This window comes from Hydrogenophaga intermedia, assembly GCF_000723405.1.
GTDB lineage: Bacteria > Pseudomonadota > Gammaproteobacteria > Burkholderiales > Burkholderiaceae_C > Hydrogenophaga > Hydrogenophaga intermedia.
This window is the reverse complement of the sequence record NZ_CCAE010000010.1, coordinates 88042-106937: the sequence shown is the minus strand read 5'-3', so window position 1 is coordinate 106937 and position 18896 is coordinate 88042. Positions and strand designations below refer to the sequence as shown.

The following is an 18896-nucleotide window of genomic DNA, read 5'->3' as shown; positions in this document are numbered from 1 at the left end:
CGACGAATGAATAATATCCGTATCCGGATAAATGTCAACCGTAAACGGATGCACCGATGCGTCAATCGAACAGGCCGCGCGGTTGCTCCGCCGCGCGCTGCGGCGGGTGGTTCTCGTGGATCCAGCGCTGCACCTTGTCGGCGACCTCCAGGTACTGGCGTGAGGGCCGCATGTCCTTCTCCTGGCCGGGCCGGTAGGCGCGCCAGATGTCGTCGCGCAGTTCCTTGGGCAGCTTGAACCAGTGGGCCCTGCAGCCCCACATGGCCGGCGGTACCTGCTTCTCGCAGCCGGGCCAGTGGCAGTGGTGGTCGCGGTCCTGGCGCTGGGATTTGACGTAGGCGGCCTTGGTGTTCATCGCTGCTTCTCCAGCTTCGCCAGCTCGCGCTCGAAGGCTGCGGCCATGTAGTGCGTCACGTGCTCAACCACGCGGCCGCGCGCGGCCCGCTCGAACAGCAGGCGCGAATCGATGGCGTAGCGCAGGTCCATGCGTCCTTCGCCGACGTGCAGCTCGAAGTGGATCTGGCGGGCCCAGTGGTCAGACGTCACCACCGCTTCGAGCACGTCGGCGGTGTGGATGCGCAGGGAGGCCAGTTCCTGATCGGGATCGGAAGGCCCCAGTGGCACGTCCAGCTCCTCGGCGAGCTGCAGGCTGCGCAGTGTGTAGTTGTGCATGCGCCGAGCGATGGGATCCAGCAGGATGGACTCGCGGCCCAGGGCATCGCGCACACCCGAGACAACGGCCTCCAACGCGGCGATCGCGCGTTCCTTCGACCTGATGGTCTGGCGCGCGCTGTCGGCCAGGCGCTTCGCCTGCAGGGCCTCGCTCTGCGCGGTGGCCAGCGCTTCGCGGGCGCGGCGCTTCTGGTTTCGTCCGTAGCGTTGGCTCATACTGGTGCTTTCAACGGAGGCAAAAATGGAGCTGATTCGCGAGTTCGACAGGGCACGCATCACCGGGTTTGGGGTGCAAACGGCTGATGGTCATTGGCAACCCGCCAGCGTGGTGACCATCAACCTGAACGGCGAGACGCAGGAACACCGAATGCCAGTCGTCGGGCCGACGTTCGATGACGAAACCCGTGCTGCTGAGGAGGGCCTGGAGGCGGGCATTCGCTACTTCGAGACGGGGAAGTGGGGCATCACGCCAGGCGCTTGAACGACACCACCCATACCCAGGGGTTGGCGTCCCACGAGCCCGGGCCGTTGATCTGCTCCCACAGCAGTTCGTAGGCCCCGCAATGGGTGGCGATGGCGCCAGGCCTGTTGTGCGTGGCTACGGGCTCGACACCCTCGGCGACTGCGTCCGCCTCGCTGATGTCCTGCAGGCGCTCCACGCGCACGTCGGTGACCTCCAGCAGGATGCGGCTGGCCCAGCGGGGCATGAACATGCCGGGGCGGTACCGACCGAAGCCCGGCTGGTCCAGGCCATCGGCCTCGTACCAGATGCGATGTGCCGGTGTGAGGTCGCGCGGTGGGAGTGCGTCGGCCTCGGCCACGGTGCGCCAGGCCTCGCGAACCCACAGCCGGTCGCCGGGCTGGCCGTAGGGGCAGCAGCGCAGGAGCGACGCCCATTCGGGTTCCGACATGCCGGCGCGCACCTCCAGCTTGCAGATGCGCCGAGTCTGGTTCTTCGGGTCGATGTCGCGCAGCACGGCGCGCACCATCGCCGGCTGGAAAGGGAGTTGGCGTTCCTTCACTGCGACTTCTCCATCGGCATCGTGCGCTTATGCGCGTGTCGTGACGCGAACATGGGCGTGCCGCGGAAATTCCACACGAAGAACTTCGACGGCGGAAAGGACAGCATCCCGCTCATGAAGACACGACGCCCCAACAAATTCGAGGCACACCAACCGCGCGAGCACTGGCTCTCCAGGTTCGAGCGGCTGGGCAAGGCGATCAAGCCCTGGGCAGAGATCCTGCGGATCATCTGGTTGATGTGGCCCTGACACTTCATGTCGGCACCTCGTCCCAGGTGCGGCCGTCGAGCTGGCGGCCGGCGGCCTTCTTGCCCGGACGCAGCATCCCCCGATAGCGCACGCCCGGCTCCGAGTCGTCCATCGAGCTCACGACGTGGCCGGCGTGCGAGATGAAGGCCGCGCATTTCGCTGCTTCGCTGTGGTAGTCCGGGTCTCCTTCTTGGCAGAGCAGAGTGGCGCCCACGCCATCGTCCTGCTCGCAGAACTCGCCCCACTGCTTGAACAGGAAGGGCACGCCGGCGGCCTGACACTGGTCGCGCAGGCCGCGGGCCCAGTCGGGGTGCATGGGGCGCGCCTCGGGGCCGCTCTCGCCGCCGACGATCACCCAGTCCAACATGCGACCGCCCGTGCCGTTGCACTTAGGGCAGGTCACTCCGCCCGCGTTGTGTGGCGCGGGGATGCTGCCGTGGTCGCAGTCGCACAAGCCCAGGTCTACCGCGCTCAGCAGCGGCTCCATGCTGACAAAGTGCACGCGCGCCGGCACGCGCTTGAGCTTGGCGATGTCTCGGTCGGCCTCCTCCTGGTTGCAGATCGTGGCGCCCAGCCAGACGTTGGGCCACGGCCAGGGCCCGCGCACAACGGTCGTCTTCCCCGCTGCCTGGGCGCGATCGATGGCGTCCATCGTCAAGTCGATCATGCGATGGGCGTTCCCTATGCGCTTCGTCAGCAGCAGCCAATCGAGGTTCGGGGTTGCGGCTATCAGGGTGAAGAGGTCCGCGCGCCAAGCGTCCGGCACCTCGTTGTCGAACACGTCGGCCAGGCTGGCGCAGAACACGCGCTGGCGTCGGCCGTGCATGGCCATGAACGTGTCGGCGTGGACGTTCCAGCGCAGCGGCAGCGCCCAGTTGGCGGGCGTGGTGCGGCGCCGCGGCTGGCCAGCGCCCCAGGCCACGCCCAGCGTGCGCGAAGGCGTCGAGCGCTCGGCGTAGCAGTGGTCGCACGCGGGTGACACCTTCGTGCAGCCGATCCACGGGTTGAACGTGTGATCGGTCCACTCGATCTTGCTGTTGGCGCTCACTCGGTGCCCCGCTTGTTGAAGTAGGGGCAGTCGGGCTCGGCGCACCCGTTCTTGAAGACCGTGAGGTCGGCGCCGCAGATGTCGCAGCGGCCGTGCATCGGGTCGCGGCGGCGGTGGTAGAGGTCGACCAGATACGAGATCAGCACTGCCGCCAGCAGAGCGCCCAGCAGGCTGATGACGACGACGAGGAAGGCGGTTTCCCACCAGGGGCGGGCCAGGAACCAGGTGATGATGGTGGTGATCATCCGTTGCCTCCGATGTGTTGTTGGCGAGCGACCAGCGCGTCGTGTGCAGGACCGAGCAGCGCATCCGGGTCGCCGCCGAAGAAGCGAATGACCTGGCGCCAGGTTTCGTCCAGCGTGCGGCGGTGGTCGTTGAGAAACGGTCGTTGCGACACCTCGTCGTTCCAGCGGGACACCGCCCAGGCCAGGCCGTTGGAGTTGTAGGTGTCGAAGCCGTCGGCCTGCACGGGCGGCTGGGTGGCGCGTGCGGCGCGGCTCTCCCGCCAGCCCCACCACATCGCCGAGACGGCCGGATCGACGTAGTCGTCCTTGTCGTCGCGCGCGCACAGCTCGGCCTTGGTCGGGCAGTCCACGCTGATGAAGTCCAGCGCGCCGGTGCCCGGCGGCGGGTTGGGGTTGCGCGTGATGCTCGCGATGAACCGCCGCTTGAAGACGCGCTGCTCGAACTCTTCGCGGTCGAGGTCGGTCGGTGGCTGGGTGGCGCCGGGCCCGCACTCAGCGCAGTACGGCCCGGGCAAGTCCGTTGCCTCGTTCGGAACATCGCGGGTCGCGGGCCCACCGCAGGCCTGGCACGCGGGCTGGTTGGCCAGCAACGCAGCGAACGCCTTGCGCAGGCACATCGCCAGGAACTCGAACTCGCCGGGCTCCACGGGCTCGAAGTCCAGCACGAAGGACTGCGTGCCGATGGAGAACGACATCTTCGCTCCAACCTTGCCGAAGGTCAGGCCGGGCGGCGGCACCAGCAGCTCGCGGAAGTCGTTGGCGACGTTGCGCCAGGCCTCGAACAGCTTGATGAATTCATCATCGGTGAGCAGGCCGTTGACTGCATCGGTGATCAGCAGGCGCTCGGTGTCGTTGGGCGTGTAGTTGCCCGCATCCCCGCAAAGCTCGTAGCCCTGCAGGTACTCATCGACGCGCTTCTCCAGCGCGTTGAGCAGGCCCAGGGCGGCCGTGGCCTCCTCGGGCACGGCGGGCGGCTTGTAGGGCAGGGCGTCGCCCTCGCCGGTTTCCAGGGGGGTGTCGTCGTTCATGCAGCTTCCTCGAAGAGCCCGACTCGCGGGCAGTTGGGTGACAGCCAAAGGCTTTCCACGCGATCTCGCGCGCCGTCGGCGTGGGCTTTCTGGTCGATGCGCTGCCAACCGGCGAAGAGCCGGTCGTACAGGTCGCATCGGTAGCCGCTGAGAACCACGGCGCCCCTGAGCGCGCTCAGCGTGCTGGCCAGCGCCTCGTGGTCTTCGTCGGTGAGCTCGTGCCTGTAGGCCGGTGAGCGGTCGCGCAGCGACCTGGTGCTGTGGACATAGGGCGGGTCCACGTAGTGCAGCGCGTGCTCACTGTCGTGTGCACGAATCACATCGAGGGCATCCCGGTTCTCGATGACGACGCCGCGCAGCCGCTGCACCGTCTGGCGCAGGCAGTCGGGATAGTTCATCCAGTCGTGCGCAGGCGTCGTGCCGCTGCGGTTGCTGTTGGCGCGGAAGCCTGTGGACTGTCCACTGGCGCCGGCCGAGCCGAAGCCCATGTACGCCCGCACAAGCGTGCGCCTGGCCTGCTCCAGTGGATCGCTGGCTGGCTGATATGCCTGGTCGAACTCGGAGCGCGCGAACGGGGTCAGTTCGAGCGCTTGAGCCAGCTCTTCACCGCGGTCGCGCGCGACGCGAAACAGATTGACGATCTCGCCGTCGAGGTCGTTGTAGATCTCGGCATAGCTGCGGCGCTTGCGCAGCAGCACGCTGCCCCCTCCGCCAAAGGGTTCGACGTACACGCGGTGGGGCGGCAGGTGGCGCAGGATCCAGGGCGCGAGCTTCCACTTGCCTCCGTGGTAGCGCGTCAGAGGGCGGGTGAGCTTCATGCGGCGCTCCTGCCATGGATCAGCGCCTCGTGGGCGAAGTTGGCACGGACCAGTGCCTCGGCCTGGGGCGGCGCCACGCTGTTGCCCACCATGCGAACCTGCGCCGTGGCCGTGAGCGGGATCCGCGGCAGCTTCAGCGGGTTGGTGTCCACCTGCAGGCCGTCGACGAACAGGAGGGACGGGTTCGGGATCTCGTGAATCACGTACCCATCGGGGAAGCCCTGGGCCTTGTACAGCTCGCGCGGCTGCAGCATGCGCAGCGTGATGTCCACGAGCACCCACCACTGGCCTTCATGGAAGACCAGCACCAGATCGGCCGGCTCCTTGAAGTGCTCGGGCAGGTGGGTGAGCAGCAGCTCGGCGCACAGGCGCGCGCGCTCGCGCTGCTCTGGCGACAGGTCGGCCGCCGGCACCTGCAGCACCTCGACCAGGCCCATGCGCCCCTTCGTGGGCAGCGTGTGCATGGGCTCGGCGAGGCCTTGCCACTGGCCGCCGCTGCTGTAGTACTTGACGCAGTACGCGCTGATCAGGCGCTGATTGCTGCCGGTGGCGGTGATGGTGGAGATCGGCGCGTCCACAGGGCGACCGTCGCCGTCGTAGAAGCCGCCGTTGGCCTGCTCCAGACAGGCGGCCACCAGGCCGCTCGTGGCGCCGCTGGCAGTCACGGTGTTGAGCGGCACCTCCAGGCTGCGAACGCCATGGCTGAACCGCTTTCCGCCGGCCGGGCCTTCGCCGTGGCCCATGTCGACCAAGTGAGCGGCCACGAGCCCGTGTTTCTTCCCGCCGGCGACGATGGTGCCGAGGGGCGCCTCGATGTCGGGCACGCGCGGCGCCTGGCCGGGCCGCTCGCCATAGCCGATCGTGACCAGGCTGGCGCCGACCAGGGCGTGGTGTCCACCGGTCGTCACCGTCGACAGCGGCGCATCATCTCGCCCACCGGGATGGCCACTGGTGTTCGTGATGACGACTGGCGCCAGCTTCGGCGCCACAACGGAAAAGTGTCCGCGCTTCACCTGCGCTACCTGCGTGCGCAGCGGCTCGTCCGCGGGGAAGGTGCGCTGATTGCTGGCGTTCGCGTGCTCGGTGAGGAAGGGCGTGAGCACCGGCTGCGCCACGCACGAATCGGCCTTGCTGGTGATGGTCTGCAGCGGCTGGTGGACGCTGCGCTCCGGGCTCTGGCCCATGCGTCCGCCCACGCCGACGATGAAGGGCTTGGGGCTGGCCAGGACGTGGCGCCACAGCCCTTTGGCGACCCGCCGCTGGGTGTTTACGGCGAGATCCTTCTTGCGCCCGAATATGCTTTGCGCGGGCAGGTTGAAGTCGATGATCTCCGCCGCGGTGCGGTAGGGCGCCAGCTTGCCGGCGATCACCTCGCGCGAGGTCGGCGCGCCGTGGCTGGCCTCGGGCCACACGATCGGCAGGCCGTCGCGCCGCGCGACCAGGAACAGGCGCTTGCGGATCGTCGGCGTGCCGTTGTCGCACGCGCGCATTTCGCGCCAGTCCACCACGTAGCCGTGGGCGCGGAGCTGTCGCACGAAGCTCTCGAAGGTCTTGCCGCGCCGCGCGGGGTCGGGCCGGGCCAGGCCGTCGGCGCCAACGATGATCGGGCCCCAGGTCTGGAACTCCTCGACGTTCTCCAGCATCAGCACGCGCGGCTTGCACAGCGCGATCCAGCGCATGCCGACCCAGGCCAGGCCACGGATGTGCTTGGACACCGGCGTGCCGCCCTTGGCCTTGCTGAAATGCTTGCAGTCGGGCGACAGCCACACCAGCGCCACGGGCTGGTTGCGCGTGACCTCGATCGGGTTCACGTCCCACACGCTCTGGCAGAGGTGCAGCGTGCGCGGGTGGTTGATCGCGTGCATCGCCAGCGCCTCGGGGTCGTGGTTGATGGCGATGTCTACGGGGCGACCGAACGCGGCTTCTAGGCCGGTGCTGGTGCCACCACCGCCGGCGAAGTTGTCGATGATCAGTTCGTCGGCGAAGCCGAGGGGGAGGGTGAAGTCGTCTCGCTTCATGCGCCGGCCCCTGGCCAGCCGAGGGCGTAGGAGACGGCCAAGCACACCAGGCACCAGACGATGAGGGCTTTGTCCTGCAGGTCCATGGTTAACCCTTCACCACGCTGGCGATCACGCCGAGGCATGCGCCGATGACCGAGCCCACGGCCAGGCCGGCCCACCAGCCATCGAACCAGGTGCGGGCTTCGGCTTCGGTGACAGTGGGAAGAGGGGAGGGGGCGGGCAATCGCTTGCGCCGCGTGCCGAGCAGAAACACCTGGATCACAGGGCGAACCTCCGGCGCTGGCTCATGGGGATGGCGTGGCCGACGCAGTCGGGGGAGTGGAAGGTCGTGGGCACGATCGCCTCGGCGCCGATGAGCTCGCCGAAGTTGCTGTCGAAGCCGCTGTCGCGCCGGTTCTCCCAATGGAACTGGTCGGCCTCCAGCAGGCGGGCCAGGGCCTCGGCGTAGCGCGACGCCCGGCGCCAGTCCTCAACGCTCGGCGCGGGCAGGCGCGCCATGTTGAGGTTGTCGATGAGGTCGGCGATCTTCACGCGCCGTGCAAGGCAGTTGAATGCGACGCGGGCGTAATAGCCGTCGCGGTTCTCGCCGGCGCGGCGCGTGATCGCGTCCAAGCCCTCCAGCACGTCCTCGGGCAGGAAGCGCTGCAGCTCGCCGCTGTCGCGCAGGCCTTGGCAGTCTTCCCAGGCGTCGTGCACCAGGGCGAGCGCGCGGGCCTTGAGGTCGTCGCGCGGCATGGCCGCCTCGACGCGCAGTAGGTGGAAGATGTAGGGCTCGCCGGCGAGATCCTTCTGCTCAGCGTGGGAGCGCAGGGCGACGACGCGGGCGGCGTTGAGAGTCTTCTGGTCCATCATTGGCCTCTGTGGTGGGTGAAAAATATCCGGATACGGATAGTGGCGGGCGCGTCTGTGCCGATGGCCTGGTCGTTACGCGCTGCCGACCATCGCGGCCGCCAGATCCAGGGCGCGCGCATTGCGATAGGCCTGCCAGGCGCCGACGCTGGGCGCCCAGCGAAAGCCGCTCGACTTCAGCTTGCTGCGAACCTCATCGGCCGGCTTGCCGGGGAAGAACAGCCGCACGCGGTTGGCGGGCGGGTCGTCCTCCAGGCGCACGCCGTCGGCGCCTTGCTTCTCGACCACTGGCATCGCGGCCGCGCGCTCGATCTGCTCCAGCCGCTGCTGCATGCGCCGGATGTTGGCCTGGTTGTTGGTGAGGCGGAACGACGGGTAGCCCTGGCCGTAGCAGCTCTGGAACTTCGGGCTGACCAGCTCGCGAGCCTGGTCCTCGGACAGTCCGAGTTCGATCAGGGCCGCGGTCTGCGCCTCCTTGCCGGCCTTGCCCGCCTTGCGCAGTGCGGCGTTGACCGCCTTCATCTGCTCCTGCACGCGCTGGGCCGCGCTGATTTCTGCGGCGAGGCGGTCGGCCGCGTCGGCGTCGCCGGCCATGATGGGACGCAGGTCGGGGCGCAGATTGCGCATCACCGCGCGCCGCGCCATTTCGCGCCACGAGAACAGATCATCGAGCCGGCGGTTGGTGACGGCGTTGCGCTTCTGCGCCCGCGCCACCGGGAAGTTCGAGGGGCCGGCGATGAACGAGGATATGCACCGGCTGCTCGACTGCAGGTAAGCCACGTAGCGGCTGCGCATACCGGCGCGGTAGCGCGCGAACTCGTCATCGAGTTGGGCCAGGGTGCCGCCGCGCTCAGCGGCCGCCTTGAACATCGCGAGGTCTTCCGCGAGCATCACGGCGTAGTCGTCGCGTGCCCGCTCACCCCGGCGCTCGGGGGTGAAGCTCACGCCGGTGAAGGCGCTCGCCGCGAGGCTCACCGGGATGTCGCTGCTGAAGGCTTTGCTGTCTTGGCTCATCACGCGGCCTCCACCTGCAGGGCGCCGACCTGGCTGTAGCCGTCATTGCCCAGGAAGATCACCTTGCCCGCGGTCTTGGACTTCGCCACCGCTAGCCGGTCGCTCGACTTGCTCAAGGCCCGGGCGATGATGGCTTGAAGGTTCCAGTAGCTGTCCCAGCCGTCCGTGATCAGAGCGACCTGGTACAGCTCGCCGCGCCGGTAGGCTTCGACGCTGGGCTTCGCGATCCCGCGAGCCTCGAAGTTGGCGGCGTAGATCCGGGCCACTTGATCAATGGCCCGCTGCACGGCGGCGTCGCTGTTCTCGCGCTCGCACCACACCGAGTCGGCGCCGAAGCTCACGGCCTCGCCGTCGATCATGTTGTTGAGCGAACCCTTGTAGTCCTGCATGCCGTCGAAGTAGGAGCCATTGAAGACCTGGGCGACAGCTTCGACCTGCGCCCGGTTCGGGCCATCGGTCCAACGCACGTTGATCGAGGCGCCCATGCTGTAGGTGCTGGAGCGCACCGAGAACTTGATGCCGGGGAAGGACTCCTTGAGGGCCTTGCGCACCATCACGGCGGTTTCGGCACAGGAGAGATATTTCATGCTGCTGACCCCTTCGATTGATTGCTGACGACGGGGTCAGTGTATCCGGTTACGGATAATGACGTATCCGCATCCGGATAGTCACCCGACGAACGGCGATCACTTGTGGCGAATGCGCGATCAGCGATTCGCGGGCAGGGCTATCACCTTGGCGCTATGGGGGCCTGGGCCTGGTGCCTTGTAGGCGAAAGCGGCCAGTTGATCACGCACGGCGTCGATCTCGGCCAGCAAGGCCAGCGCGTGCTCGGGCTCGATGCCGATGCCGCGCGAGACGAGGCGGCCGTCTGCGGTGATCGCGATATTGAGCAGGCACACGTGCTGCTCGGCGGCGGTGCCTTGCTCGACGTACCACCGATTGATGGTGGCCACGCGCTCGGCGTTGGGTGTCAGATCGAACTCAACGACTTGCCCCGCTTTTTCGCTTCGGGGCTTTTGCTTTTGTGCCATGGGGCGTTGCCTCCTTACCTGCGTCCGTCGAATTGGGTCGCAGTAAAAGGCTCCGGCGGGAAGCCCGGGACACGGCGGGCTGCAGTTCGCGCGGGACGCTCTGCTGATCCCTCGCGAAATCTAGGATCTGTGTTACACCTTTTGTAACACTCTGGCCTTTGAAAGCCATGTAACCGAGAACTGCCTCACGATCACTGGCACCCAGCGCGTGCCATTGCTGCAACAGGCGCAGCTCTGCCTCGTCGAGAAGGAAGTAGGCGGCGTTTTTCACGCCGCACGCATGGGCGATGGCCTCGACCATGTCCAGCGTCGCCGACTGCTTGCCGTGGAGGATGCGAGCCACGGAGGCCTGGCCGATGTCGGCGGCTTCGGCGACCTTGGTCTGCGTGTCGAGGGCCATGGTTGTGTTCATGATCTCGCGCAGGCGGCGTGCGAACTTTTTGCTGAGGCTTTCCATGGCGGAATGATCCTTGAGGCATCCGTAAACGGATAACCGGATACGGTTGTTAAAATATCCGCATCCGGATAACATGGGCAGCGTCATGAGCACCGAATCCATCCACGACTACCTGCTGCGCCGGTTGAACGACCTCAAGGGGCACCACAACCGCATGGCCGAAGAGACGGGCGTCGGACAGGCGACCGTGAGCCGCATCTTTGCGGGGCAGGCGATGCCGCGCCTGGACACGGCGCAGCTCCTGCTCAACTGGATCGCGGCCCACGACCGCGCTGCGGCGCGGGCCCAGCGCGGGCCTCGCTCAGCACGGCGCGTCGCCCATGCAGGCGGCGCCCGCGTCAACGGAGCCCGCGCGTAACGACTGACAGCCGCGACCTTCCGTGACCAGCCCGAACACGACCACCACCACGATGGCCGCCTGGGCGATCTCGGACCAGGCGCGCCGCGTCATGGCGATTCCCTTGGTGGCAGCGCCGACGCGAAAGAAGCACACCGCGATCCAGAAGAGGAGCGCGGCCTGCCACCAGAACAGTTCCGTCACAGGGAGTCCCCCCGCATGAGCGACACGAGGTTGAGCCGGTCCGGGCGCACGAACCCCGACGGCAAGCTGACGCAGCGCCTGGACATCCCGCTCAGCGAGGAGCTGTACGAGCACGTGATCGCCATGGCCGTCGCCGAAGGGGTGTCGAAGGCGGAATGGGTGCGCGGCGTGCTCGAAGAGGCGCTGTACGGGCGATTGGGCATGGTCCGAAGGATCGCACCTCGCGGGCGCCTTCGTCCATCCGATGAATATCCGGATGCGGATCGAGGCACCTCATGAGCCTGGAGTGGGTAGCCGCCCAACTCGTGATCCCTCCCCCTGAAAAGCCGGGGCTGCGCTTCAACCCCCACCCGCCGGGCGTGATCCGCGAGGGCTCCGCCACCGAGGCGGTGCTGCAGTTCCTGGCCGCCCGCGTGGGCGCCTTCTTCAACAAGGAACAGATCGTCGAGCGCATCCAGCGCAGCGGCAAGGCCGTGGACTGGGCGCTCATCTTCCTGCGCGACCAGGAGCTGATCGAGGCCGTGCCCGACAGCGTGCGCAACCCACGATTCCGGCGCTACCGCGTCACGCCCGCCGGCGTGGCGCTGGCCGCCGAGTACCAACGTCAAGGAGCGACGTGATGGAGCAGATTTCCCTCGACCTGCAGGCCGCCGCCGAGCGCGGCCGCCGCATGGCCCAGTGCGCTGGCGCGCGCGCCGAGCGCAAGGTCGATTCGCTGTGGGTCGACACGGCTCTGACCTTCCTGGCCTCGTTCGCCCGCGACCAGCGCGGCCACGAGTTCACGATGGAGCAGGCCCGCGCCGCGCTGGATGGCAAGGTGGCCACGCCGCCGGACCTGCGCGCCTGGGGCCAGGTGACGCGCCGGGCCATCGCCCGCCACATCCTGGTGCCCGTGGGGCTCGCGCGCGCCGCGAGTTCGCACGGTAGCCTCAAGCCCACCTACAAGGCAGGCGAGGGGGCGCGTTGATGTCGGAGACGTTGCCGCCGCCGCCATACCCTGCCGACACGAAGTCGAAGGGCTGGCGCTTCGAGCTGGACCTGGAGCAGTTGACCCAGTCGGACACCTGGGCGCTGGCCGGCCCGCTCGCCCGGCCCTGGCTGCTGATGCTGTGGACCACCGCCTGGCAGCAGCAGCCTTGTGGCGCGCTCACCGACGACGACGAGATCATCGCGGCGCGCGTGGGCATGCCGCTCGAGCTGTTCCAGGAACACCGCAAGGTGCTCATGCGCGGCTGGGCCAAGGCCTCCGACGGCCGCCTGTACCACCCGATCATCACGCAGCGCGTGCTGGCCATGATGGGCAAGCGCGACGCCGAGAAGATCCGCAAGGCGAACTACCGGGCACGGCAGGCCGCGTCGCATCCACCGGCCGAGTCGAGGGAAGAGGGTGGAAGTCCACCGATGTCCCACGGGACAACCGAGGGACGGACGCAGGATTCCGGCGGGAGTGACGCTACCAGAACCAGTACCAGTACCAGAGGTATTGGTATTCCACCTCTTGAGGCTAAAGATCAACAGAACAGCGCGCGGACAGAAGCGCGCGCGTCCGTCACGGAGGTGTCCCACGGGACAGAAGCCGGGCGGGCCTGCTTTGCCATGCGCAAGGCCGGGCTCATGGACGCCAACCCCGCACACCCCACGCTGCTGGCCCTGCTGACGCAGGGCATGAGCACCGACGAGCTGGTCGCGGCTGCGCAGACCGCGGTGGGCAAGGGCAAGGGCTTCGCCTACGCGCTCAGCGTGGCCGAGGGCCGTCGACGCGACGCCGCAACCGTGGGCTCGCTGCCCGCGGTGCAGATCCCTGCTGACCTCGCCAGGACCACCGTGCCCGGGCGCCAGGGCAAGGATCCCACGCTCGCCGCTCTCGACCGCGACGACGCGCTGGCGACGCGGCCGTCCGCCGAGGTGCGCGCGAAGATGGCCGAGCTGCTGGGTAAGCGGCCCGCCGAGCAGGGGGCATCGTGAGTGGCCACGACACCCTGCATCGAGTGCAGCCACGCGCGGGAATCCGCTGGCTGGTTCAGGTTCGACCCGACGTGCTTGTACTGCGGCGCGCGCCTGATCCAGCGCATCCAGAGCCTGCGCACGCAGAGGCCGCAGGACGAGATCCGACAGCGCTGCCGCAAGGTGCTGGACGACTGGGTGGCCTTTGGGCACGAGGAGCAGGCGCTGCGAGCGCTGGCGGCGGATACCCGGTTGCCGCTCGACCCCGCTGGTGGCCGGGCCGAGAAGTCGGAATCCGAGCCCCAGGCCTCGACGAAACCCCGCTCTCGCTCGCCGAAGTCCCCTACGCCTGGCGCGAGGTGATCCGGTGACACGCGCGCTGCGCCTGAGCGTCGAGGAGGCGATGAACCTGCAGGCCCGAATGGCAGGCGCGCGCTCCTACGCCGACATGATGGCCAACCCCAAGACGCGCGAGGCGCGCCGGCAGAAATACGGCAACGAGCGCGTGAGCGACCGCGGCATCGAGTTCGACTCGAAAGCCGAACACCGCCGCTGGGTCTACCTGGCCACGCTGGAGAAGGCCGGCGAGATCCGTGAGCTGCGCCTGCAGGTGCCCTTCGAGCTGATCCCCGCCCAGGTCGCGCCCAGCGGCAAGAAGCACCGCGCCATGGTCTACGTGGCCGATTTCACCTACATCGACGAGAAAGGCCGCCACGTGGTCGAAGACGTGAAGGGGGCGGTCACGCCCGAATTCCGCATCAAGCGCAAGCTCATGCTGCAAGTGCATGGGATCGAGGTGCAGGAGGTGCGTTCGTGAAGCTGCTCGACCGCATCGACGCCGCCGTGCTCGGCTGGCACCAGGACGTTGTCGACTTCCTGCAGCGCCGGCCGGTGGTGCTGGGGCGCTTCTGCCTCACCGCGACGGCGCTGCTGCACTTCGCCTGCTGGTTCCTCAAAACGCCGCCCTTGTGGCTGGTGGCGCTCAGCTTGCTGGGCCTGCTGGTGATGTCGGGATTGGTCGCCACAGAGGGCATGTATGCGGTGTTTGGCCGAATTGCTGCCGCCCGCTATGTGCAACTCGTTGCTGGAATGCTTCACCTCGTGGCGTCGCCATTCGGTGAGCCGGAGCTGGTCCGTGGGCTTGTGGTGCTCGATTGGATGGCATCGACGGCGTATTTCTACTTCATGGCCTGCCGCCCGCCACGCCCACGGCCGCCGCGGCGCGCTGCGTCACTGGCTAGAGGTGCAGCGTGACCATCCTGCACGTGGTATCCGTGAGCGGGGGCAAGGACAGCGCCGCGACCTCCATCCTTGCGCTGGAGACCCAACCGCGCGCGAGCCTGCGGTTCGTCGCCTGCGACACCGGCAACGAGCACGACAACTGGCACGGCTATCTGGCCTACATGGAGTCGACGCTGGGGATCACCATCACCGTGCTGCCCAAGCGCGACTTCTCCGAGCAGATCGCTCGCAAGCGCGAATACGTGGTGAAGCACTGGCCCCGCAAGGGCTGCAGCCAGGCCGACATCGACCGGTCGGTGCGCGCGCTGCAACCGACCGGCAATCCATTCCTCGATCTCTGCATCTGGAAGGGCCGCTTCCCCTCGCGCAAAGCCCAGTTCTGCACCCAGGAGTTGAAGACCATCCCCATGGTCGAGCACCAGATGGGCCTGATCGATAGCGGCCAATGCGATGCGGTGTGGTCATGGCAGGGCGTGCGCATCGACGAAAGCGAGGCGCGCCGCGCGCGGCTGCAGGGCACCGGCGCCTGCGTGAAGGCGTTCGAAGAGCAGGGTGGCGGCATCTACACCTACCGCCCCATCCTGCGCTGGACTGCTGCCGACGCCTTCGAGGCGCACCGCATCGCCGGCCTTGAGCCCAACCCCCTATACCTGCAGGGTATGAGCCGCGTGGGCTGTATGCCTTGCATCAACGCCGGCAAGGACGAGCTGCTGGAGATCAGCAAGCGGTTCCCGCACCACATCGACCGCATCGCGTATTGGGAGATGTGCGTGGGCATGGCCAGCCGGCGGATGCAGGCCAGTTTCTTTCCCGACCCCGACCGCGATGCCCACCTGAACAAGCGCGGCATTCGCAACATGGTCGAGTGGTCGAAGACCAAGCGCGGGGGCCAGCTTGTGGACTGGATCCGCCTCACCGAGGAGCCGAAGGCGTGCGAGAGCGCCTACGGCTTGTGCGAATGAGCGCGGGGGACGGCCATGGCCAAGACTGAGCACGGCCTCACGCCGCAGCAGGAGCTGTTCGCGCTCGCGCTCGCCAAGGGCGTGAGCCAGGCCGAGGCCTATCGCCAAGCCTACCCGCGATCGCAACGCTGGAAGGCCGACGCGGTGCATCAGCAGGCCTCACGAACGGCCGCCGATCCCAAGGTTTCCGCAAGGGTCACCGAGTTGCGCCGGCAGGTGGCAGAAAAAACCGTGCTGGAGAGCGTCGAAATCATCCAAGAGGTCTATCGCTTGGCGGTGTCGGACATCGCCGATTTGATGGATGCAGACGGCAAGTTGCTGCCGCCCAACAAGATCCCGCTCAACACGCGACGCGCGCTGGCCTCGATCAAGGTCGATGAGTTCGGCCGCATCGAATACAAGTTTTGGGACAAGAACAGCGCGTTGGAGCGCGCGGCCAAGATCCTGGGCCTGTTCGAGAAGGACAACCAGCAGAAGGGCGCGAGCCTGGCTGAGCTGTTCAACGCGCTCGACGGCAAGGTCATTGGCCCGGTCCCGGATGCCGAAGCCGGCGGTACCGGCGACACCACCGAGGAGTGACCCATGGACAGTGACCAGAATGGCGCCGACCAGGAGCCGAAGCACCCTGTTCGCGAACTCGTTGACGACGCGATCGAGCAAGAGTTGAGGCTCATCGAGGAGGTTGTCGAGCGGCGAGCGACCATCGAGAAGCAGCTCGCGGCGCATGACGAGCGGCTGCGTCGGCATCGTGAGCGCTACGAGGCTCTGTGCCGCTGGAGGGACGAAGCCAAATGACCACGATCGCATGGGATGGCCACTCTCTGGCCGCTGACCAAGCCTCATGGAGCGGCGGCCTGCGCCGGCGCGTGTGCAAGGTGTACGAGGTCTACTCGCCCGAAGTGGCCGAGGCGCCAGGCCGGCGCATCCTGGTTGGCCTGCAGGGAAACGGCTCTTTCGCGGTGCAGGTGCTGGCATGGCTGCGTGGCGAGCGCCAGCGGCCGAACCCGCTGGACTTCATGCCGGCGGCTGAGCTGGATCGCGCCTGCGCGGTGGTGATCGACGAGAAGCGCCGCGTCTGGCTGCTGGGCAACGACCTCCACTACCAGCCGATGCGCGACAAGGTGTTCTCGCTGGGCGCCGGCCAGGAAATGGCGCTCGGCGCGCTGCAGGCTGGGGCGAGCGCGCGCCGCGCTGTCGAGATCGTCATCAAGTGCAGCGACTACGCAGGCCTGGGCGTGGACGTTGTGAGGTTCTGATGGCCCGGCAGATCAGCGTCATCGGCATCTTGAGCCAGCGCTGTGTCGAACCCCAGCGGCGCATGGTGGGCGGCCGCTTCGGTTGGGCCGTGCACCGGTTCCCGATCAAGGGTGGTATCTCCCTGCAGCACGCCATGAACATCGACCTGATGGAAAGTATGTCTCGCCTGGCCACCCTGACCTGCGGCGTGCCAGGTGCCCACCGATGAGCGACGAGCTGACCCCCGAGCAATGGGAGGCGATGCGCGCCAAGCTCAGCGACCCTATGTGGAGGCTGTCGAACCTCTACAAGATCGTGGTCAAGGGGGATGACGACGACGACGACGAGGGCCTGGTCGTCACCTTCAAGCCCAACAAGGCCCAGCGTCGCCTGCTCGCGCGCCTGCACACCCGCAACGTCATCCTCAAGGCCCGCCAGCTCGGGTTCACCACGCTCATCTGCGTGCTGTGGCTCGACACCGCGCTGTTCTCGAAGCAGCCGATCCGCTGCGGCATCGTGGCGCAGGACAAGGAGGCGGCCGAGTCTATCTTTCGGGGCAAGGTCAAATACGCCTACGAGCACCTGCCCGAGCAGTTGCGCGCGATGTTCCCGCTGTCGAAGTCGACCGCCACCGAGCTGGAGTTCGCGCACAACGGCGCCAGCATCCGGGTGGCCACCTCGATGCGCTCAGGCACCATCCACCGGCTGCACGTGTCGGAAATGGGCAAGATCGCCGCCAAGTACCCCGAGAAGGCGAAGGAGGTGATGACGGGCTCGATCCCCGCGGTGCCGAAGTCGGGCGTGATCGTGATCGAGTCCACCGCCGAGGGCCAGGACGGCTATTTCTTCGACCTGGTGGAGCGCGCCAAGGCCCTGCAGGAGCTGGCGCAGCGCCTGGGCGTGAAGGATTGGCGCCTGCACTTCTTCGCCTGGTGGGAAGACCCCAACTACACGACCGACGACGAGGTGGTGATCACCGAGGCGATGGCCGAGTACTTCCTCCACGTCGAGGGCATCATCGGGCGGCCGCTGACCGAGGGCCAGAAGGCTTGGTACGTCACCACGCTGGCCAACGACTTCGCCGGCGAGCAGCCGCTCATGTGGCAGGAATACCCCTCGTTCCCGGCCGAGGCCTTCCAGGTGTCGACCGAAGGCGCCTACTACGCCACCCAGCTCGCGCTGGCGCGCAAGCAGCGCCGCGTCCTGCCCACGCTGCCGCTCGAAGCGGCCCCGGTCAACACCTTTTGGGACATCGGCCGCGGCGACATGACGACCATCTGGTTCCACCAGAAGATCGGCCCGGAGCATCGGTTCATCCGCTACTACGAGGCGAGCGGCGAAGACCTCATCCACTATGTGCAGTACATGCAGAAGCTGGGCTATGTGTTCGGCAAGCACTACCTGCCGCACGAGGCCGCGCACAAGCGCATGGGTGAGACTCCCGACACCAACCGCTCGCTCAAGGAAATGCTCGAGAACCTGATGCCCGGGCAGTCGTTCGAGATCGTCCCGCGCGTCACGGCCGTGCAGAGCGGCATCCAGGCCACGCGATCGGCCTTCTCCTCGGCGTGGTTCAGCGAGGAGGGCTGTGGCCAGGGCCTCAAGCGCGTGGCCAACTACCGCAAGAAGTGGGACAAGACCCGCGGCCGCTGGAGCGACGAGCACGAGCACGACGACAACAGCCACGGGGCCGACGCGCTCCGCCAGTGGGGCCAGTCGGTCGACGCCGGCGTGACCTTCCCCACGGGCTTCGCTGGCACACGGCCAGGCTCGCGCCGCTCAGGCCGCCGCGGGTCGCCGATGGCCGTGTGACGGTTGAAAATTATCCGGATCCGGATAAGATGGCGCTCCGCTCCGAAGTAGCTCAGTCGGTAGAGCGCCCGCCTGTTAAGCGGGTGGTCGGTGGTTCGAACCCACCTTTCGGAGCCAACGATCAAAGGTGACACATGCAGATCAAATTCCAGTGCATCGGCAAGGCCGAAGCCGGCAACGGCGAAACCCAGGTGTCGCTCAAGCCCGTGATGGGGCAGGGCACCATCCTCATGTCCCCGCAGGCGCCGTTCACCGAGATCCAGCTCCGCACGCACGACCAGGCCGTGGCCGACCAGTTCAAGGCGCGCGGCGAGTACACCCTGACGATCTCCGTGGAGCCGGTCCCGGAGCCCGTCGAAACCTGAAACACCCAAGCCGAGAAGGGCAACGGGTTTGTGGTGACCCCGGGGCTTCGGCCCCGGGCGATCCCTAAGCTCGAAGCCAGCATGTAGTCGAGAGTCAGCATCCCCCGATGGGGGCGCACAGTTTCTGTAGCGTGGAGCAGTTGGTAGCTCGCCGGGCTCATAACCCGGAGGTCGCAGGTTCAAGTCCTGCCCGCTGCAACCAGAATTCAACCCGCCGATGGTGGCACATGGGTTGAGTGCGGACCCCGGGGGCTTCTGCCCTCGGGACTCGCTTTCAGCACCAGCCACAAAGCTCCCCAGCAGCGATGCAATCGCCTCCCCCTCGGGGGGATACCAT

31 protein-coding genes and 2 tRNA genes are annotated in these 18896 nt (G+C 67.4%); 18 read left to right on the top strand and 15 right to left on the bottom strand.

All coding sequences use genetic code 11. From position 1 onward, the window contains the following. Positions 1–61: 61 nt before the first annotated feature. On the bottom strand, positions 62–355 hold the full coding sequence (locus BN948_RS08925) for a hypothetical protein (protein ID WP_035621259.1): 294 nt from the start codon (positions 353–355) through the stop codon (positions 62–64). Continuing rightward, entirely contained in the window at positions 352–888 is a 537-nt protein-coding gene (locus BN948_RS08920; RefSeq protein WP_035621257.1) for a hypothetical protein, read from the bottom strand. The genes BN948_RS08925 and BN948_RS08920 overlap by 4 nt, the downstream gene beginning before the upstream one ends. Positions 889–913: 25 nt before the next feature. On the opposite strand from BN948_RS08920, the gene BN948_RS08915 reads away from it, so the two are divergent. Beyond that, entirely contained in the window at positions 914–1153 is a 240-nt protein-coding gene (locus BN948_RS08915; protein ID WP_035621254.1) for a hypothetical protein, read from the top strand. Here the strand turns inward: BN948_RS08915 and BN948_RS08910 are convergent. Beyond that, complete coding sequence (locus BN948_RS08910) at positions 1137–1694, bottom strand: ASCH domain-containing protein (RefSeq protein WP_035621252.1); 558 nt, start codon at positions 1692–1694, stop codon at positions 1137–1139. The two genes, BN948_RS08915 and BN948_RS08910, sit on opposite strands and share 17 nt — an antisense overlap. Before the next feature lie 114 nt (positions 1695–1808). Here BN948_RS08910 and BN948_RS27475 point away from each other — a divergent pair, with 114 nt between their 5' ends. After that, complete coding sequence (locus BN948_RS27475) at positions 1809–1943, top strand: hypothetical protein (RefSeq protein WP_272945539.1); 135 nt, start codon at positions 1809–1811, stop codon at positions 1941–1943. Between the two features lie 4 nt (positions 1944–1947). Here the strand turns inward: BN948_RS27475 and BN948_RS08900 are convergent, their stop codons facing one another. The 11 genes from BN948_RS08900 to BN948_RS08855 all read right to left on the bottom strand — a co-directional run bounded on the left by BN948_RS08900 (position 1948) and on the right by BN948_RS08855 (position 10544). After that, on the bottom strand, positions 1948–2991 hold the full coding sequence (locus BN948_RS08900) for a phage Gp37/Gp68 family protein (protein ID WP_035621247.1): 1044 nt from the start codon (positions 2989–2991) through the stop codon (positions 1948–1950). After that, positions 2988–3236: a hypothetical protein gene (locus tag BN948_RS08895; protein ID WP_035621245.1), complete on the bottom strand. Its 249-nt coding sequence runs from the start codon at positions 3234–3236 to the stop codon at positions 2988–2990. Before BN948_RS08895 ends, BN948_RS08900 begins: the two co-directional genes overlap by 4 nt. Beyond that, complete coding sequence (locus tag BN948_RS08890) at positions 3233–4264, bottom strand: hypothetical protein (protein WP_035621243.1); 1032 nt, start codon at positions 4262–4264, stop codon at positions 3233–3235. Before BN948_RS08890 ends, BN948_RS08895 begins: the two co-directional genes overlap by 4 nt. After that, the gene (locus BN948_RS08885; protein ID WP_035621241.1) at positions 4261–5082 is read right to left on the bottom strand and encodes a DNA adenine methylase; all 822 of its coding nucleotides are present in this window, start codon (positions 5080–5082) and stop codon (positions 4261–4263) included. The genes BN948_RS08890 and BN948_RS08885 overlap by 4 nt, the downstream gene beginning before the upstream one ends. Then, entirely contained in the window at positions 5079–7100 is a 2022-nt protein-coding gene (locus tag BN948_RS08880; RefSeq protein WP_035621239.1) for a DNA cytosine methyltransferase, read from the bottom strand. The genes BN948_RS08885 and BN948_RS08880 overlap by 4 nt, the downstream gene beginning before the upstream one ends. 88 nt (positions 7101–7188) lie before the next feature. Further along, entirely contained in the window at positions 7189–7365 is a 177-nt protein-coding gene (locus tag BN948_RS26580) for a hypothetical protein (RefSeq protein WP_156037831.1), read from the bottom strand. Next, positions 7362–7952, bottom strand: coding sequence for an HD domain-containing protein (locus BN948_RS08875; protein ID WP_156037830.1), 591 nt, complete (start codon positions 7950–7952; stop codon positions 7362–7364). Before BN948_RS08875 ends, BN948_RS26580 begins: the two co-directional genes overlap by 4 nt. 75 nt (positions 7953–8027) lie before the next feature. After that, positions 8028–8966, bottom strand: a complete 939-nt coding sequence (locus BN948_RS25595; protein WP_051756038.1) for a hypothetical protein — start codon at positions 8964–8966, stop codon at positions 8028–8030. Then, a complete protein-coding gene (locus tag BN948_RS08865) occupies positions 8966–9553 on the bottom strand; it encodes an LPD29 domain-containing protein (RefSeq protein ID WP_035621237.1) in 588 nt (195 codons plus the stop codon). Before BN948_RS08865 ends, BN948_RS25595 begins: the two co-directional genes overlap by 1 nt. A gap of 120 nt (positions 9554–9673) precedes the next feature. Beyond that, on the bottom strand, positions 9674–10000 hold the full coding sequence (locus tag BN948_RS08860) for a hypothetical protein (RefSeq protein ID WP_081921912.1): 327 nt from the start codon (positions 9998–10000) through the stop codon (positions 9674–9676). Further along, a complete protein-coding gene (locus BN948_RS08855; protein WP_162182743.1) occupies positions 9951–10544 on the bottom strand; it encodes a helix-turn-helix domain-containing protein in 594 nt (197 codons plus the stop codon). Before BN948_RS08855 ends, BN948_RS08860 begins: the two co-directional genes overlap by 50 nt. On the opposite strand from BN948_RS08855, the gene BN948_RS08850 reads away from it, so the two are divergent. After that, positions 10543–10815, top strand: coding sequence for a helix-turn-helix domain-containing protein (locus tag BN948_RS08850; RefSeq protein WP_162182742.1), 273 nt, complete (start codon positions 10543–10545; stop codon positions 10813–10815). The two genes, BN948_RS08855 and BN948_RS08850, sit on opposite strands and share 2 nt — an antisense overlap. Here the strand turns inward: BN948_RS08850 and BN948_RS08845 are convergent. Further along, positions 10759–10998 carry a hypothetical protein gene (locus BN948_RS08845; RefSeq protein ID WP_035621230.1) on the bottom strand — a complete coding sequence of 80 codons (240 nt, stop codon included), beginning with the start codon at positions 10996–10998 and terminating at the stop codon, positions 10759–10761. The two genes, BN948_RS08850 and BN948_RS08845, sit on opposite strands and share 57 nt — an antisense overlap. Before the next feature lie 15 nt (positions 10999–11013). Between BN948_RS08845 and BN948_RS08840 the strand changes: the two genes are divergently transcribed. The 15 genes from BN948_RS08840 (at position 11014) to BN948_RS08765 (ending at position 18761) form a co-directional block, all read left to right on the top strand. Beyond that, positions 11014–11277 (top strand): hypothetical protein, encoded by a 264-nt coding sequence (locus BN948_RS08840; protein WP_035621228.1) that lies wholly within the window; start codon positions 11014–11016, stop codon positions 11275–11277. Continuing rightward, positions 11274–11618 (top strand): hypothetical protein, encoded by a 345-nt coding sequence (locus BN948_RS08835; protein ID WP_035621226.1) that lies wholly within the window; start codon positions 11274–11276, stop codon positions 11616–11618. Before BN948_RS08840 ends, BN948_RS08835 begins: the two co-directional genes overlap by 4 nt. Further along, complete coding sequence (locus BN948_RS08830) at positions 11618–11965, top strand: hypothetical protein (protein WP_035621224.1); 348 nt, start codon at positions 11618–11620, stop codon at positions 11963–11965. Before BN948_RS08835 ends, BN948_RS08830 begins: the two co-directional genes overlap by 1 nt. Continuing rightward, a complete protein-coding gene (locus BN948_RS25590) occupies positions 11965–12963 on the top strand; it encodes a hypothetical protein (RefSeq protein WP_051756035.1) in 999 nt (332 codons plus the stop codon). The genes BN948_RS08830 and BN948_RS25590 overlap by 1 nt, the downstream gene beginning before the upstream one ends. Before the next feature lie 346 nt (positions 12964–13309). Continuing rightward, positions 13310–13759 (top strand): DUF1064 domain-containing protein, encoded by a 450-nt coding sequence (locus BN948_RS08815; protein WP_238327228.1) that lies wholly within the window; start codon positions 13310–13312, stop codon positions 13757–13759. Further along, positions 13756–14196, top strand: coding sequence for a hypothetical protein (locus tag BN948_RS08810; RefSeq protein ID WP_035621220.1), 441 nt, complete (start codon positions 13756–13758; stop codon positions 14194–14196). Before BN948_RS08815 ends, BN948_RS08810 begins: the two co-directional genes overlap by 4 nt. Then, positions 14193–15146 (top strand): phosphoadenosine phosphosulfate reductase domain-containing protein, encoded by a 954-nt coding sequence (locus BN948_RS08805; protein ID WP_051756032.1) that lies wholly within the window; start codon positions 14193–14195, stop codon positions 15144–15146. The genes BN948_RS08810 and BN948_RS08805 overlap by 4 nt, the downstream gene beginning before the upstream one ends. Positions 15147–15161: 15 nt before the next feature. Next, positions 15162–15725 (top strand): terminase small subunit, encoded by a 564-nt coding sequence (locus BN948_RS08800; protein WP_035621218.1) that lies wholly within the window; start codon positions 15162–15164, stop codon positions 15723–15725. Positions 15726–15728: 3 nt separating this feature from the next. Continuing rightward, on the top strand, positions 15729–15941 hold the full coding sequence (locus tag BN948_RS08795; RefSeq protein ID WP_035621216.1) for a hypothetical protein: 213 nt from the start codon (positions 15729–15731) through the stop codon (positions 15939–15941). Beyond that, positions 15938–16402 (top strand): hypothetical protein, encoded by a 465-nt coding sequence (locus BN948_RS08790; RefSeq protein WP_035621214.1) that lies wholly within the window; start codon positions 15938–15940, stop codon positions 16400–16402. Before BN948_RS08795 ends, BN948_RS08790 begins: the two co-directional genes overlap by 4 nt. Beyond that, positions 16402–16611: a hypothetical protein gene (locus tag BN948_RS08785; protein ID WP_035621213.1), complete on the top strand. Its 210-nt coding sequence runs from the start codon at positions 16402–16404 to the stop codon at positions 16609–16611. The genes BN948_RS08790 and BN948_RS08785 overlap by 1 nt, the downstream gene beginning before the upstream one ends. After that, entirely contained in the window at positions 16608–18194 is a 1587-nt protein-coding gene (locus tag BN948_RS08780) for a hypothetical protein (protein ID WP_051756030.1), read from the top strand. The genes BN948_RS08785 and BN948_RS08780 overlap by 4 nt, the downstream gene beginning before the upstream one ends. Before the next feature lie 41 nt (positions 18195–18235). Further along, positions 18236–18311: transfer RNA gene (locus BN948_RS08775), tRNA-Asn, on the top strand. Positions 18312–18328: 17 nt separating this feature from the next. Next, positions 18329–18559 carry a hypothetical protein gene (locus tag BN948_RS08770; protein WP_035621211.1) on the top strand — a complete coding sequence of 77 codons (231 nt, stop codon included), beginning with the start codon at positions 18329–18331 and terminating at the stop codon, positions 18557–18559. A 125-nt stretch (positions 18560–18684) separates the two neighbouring features. After that, positions 18685–18761: transfer RNA gene (locus BN948_RS08765), tRNA-Met, on the top strand. Positions 18762–18896 lie beyond the last annotated feature (135 nt).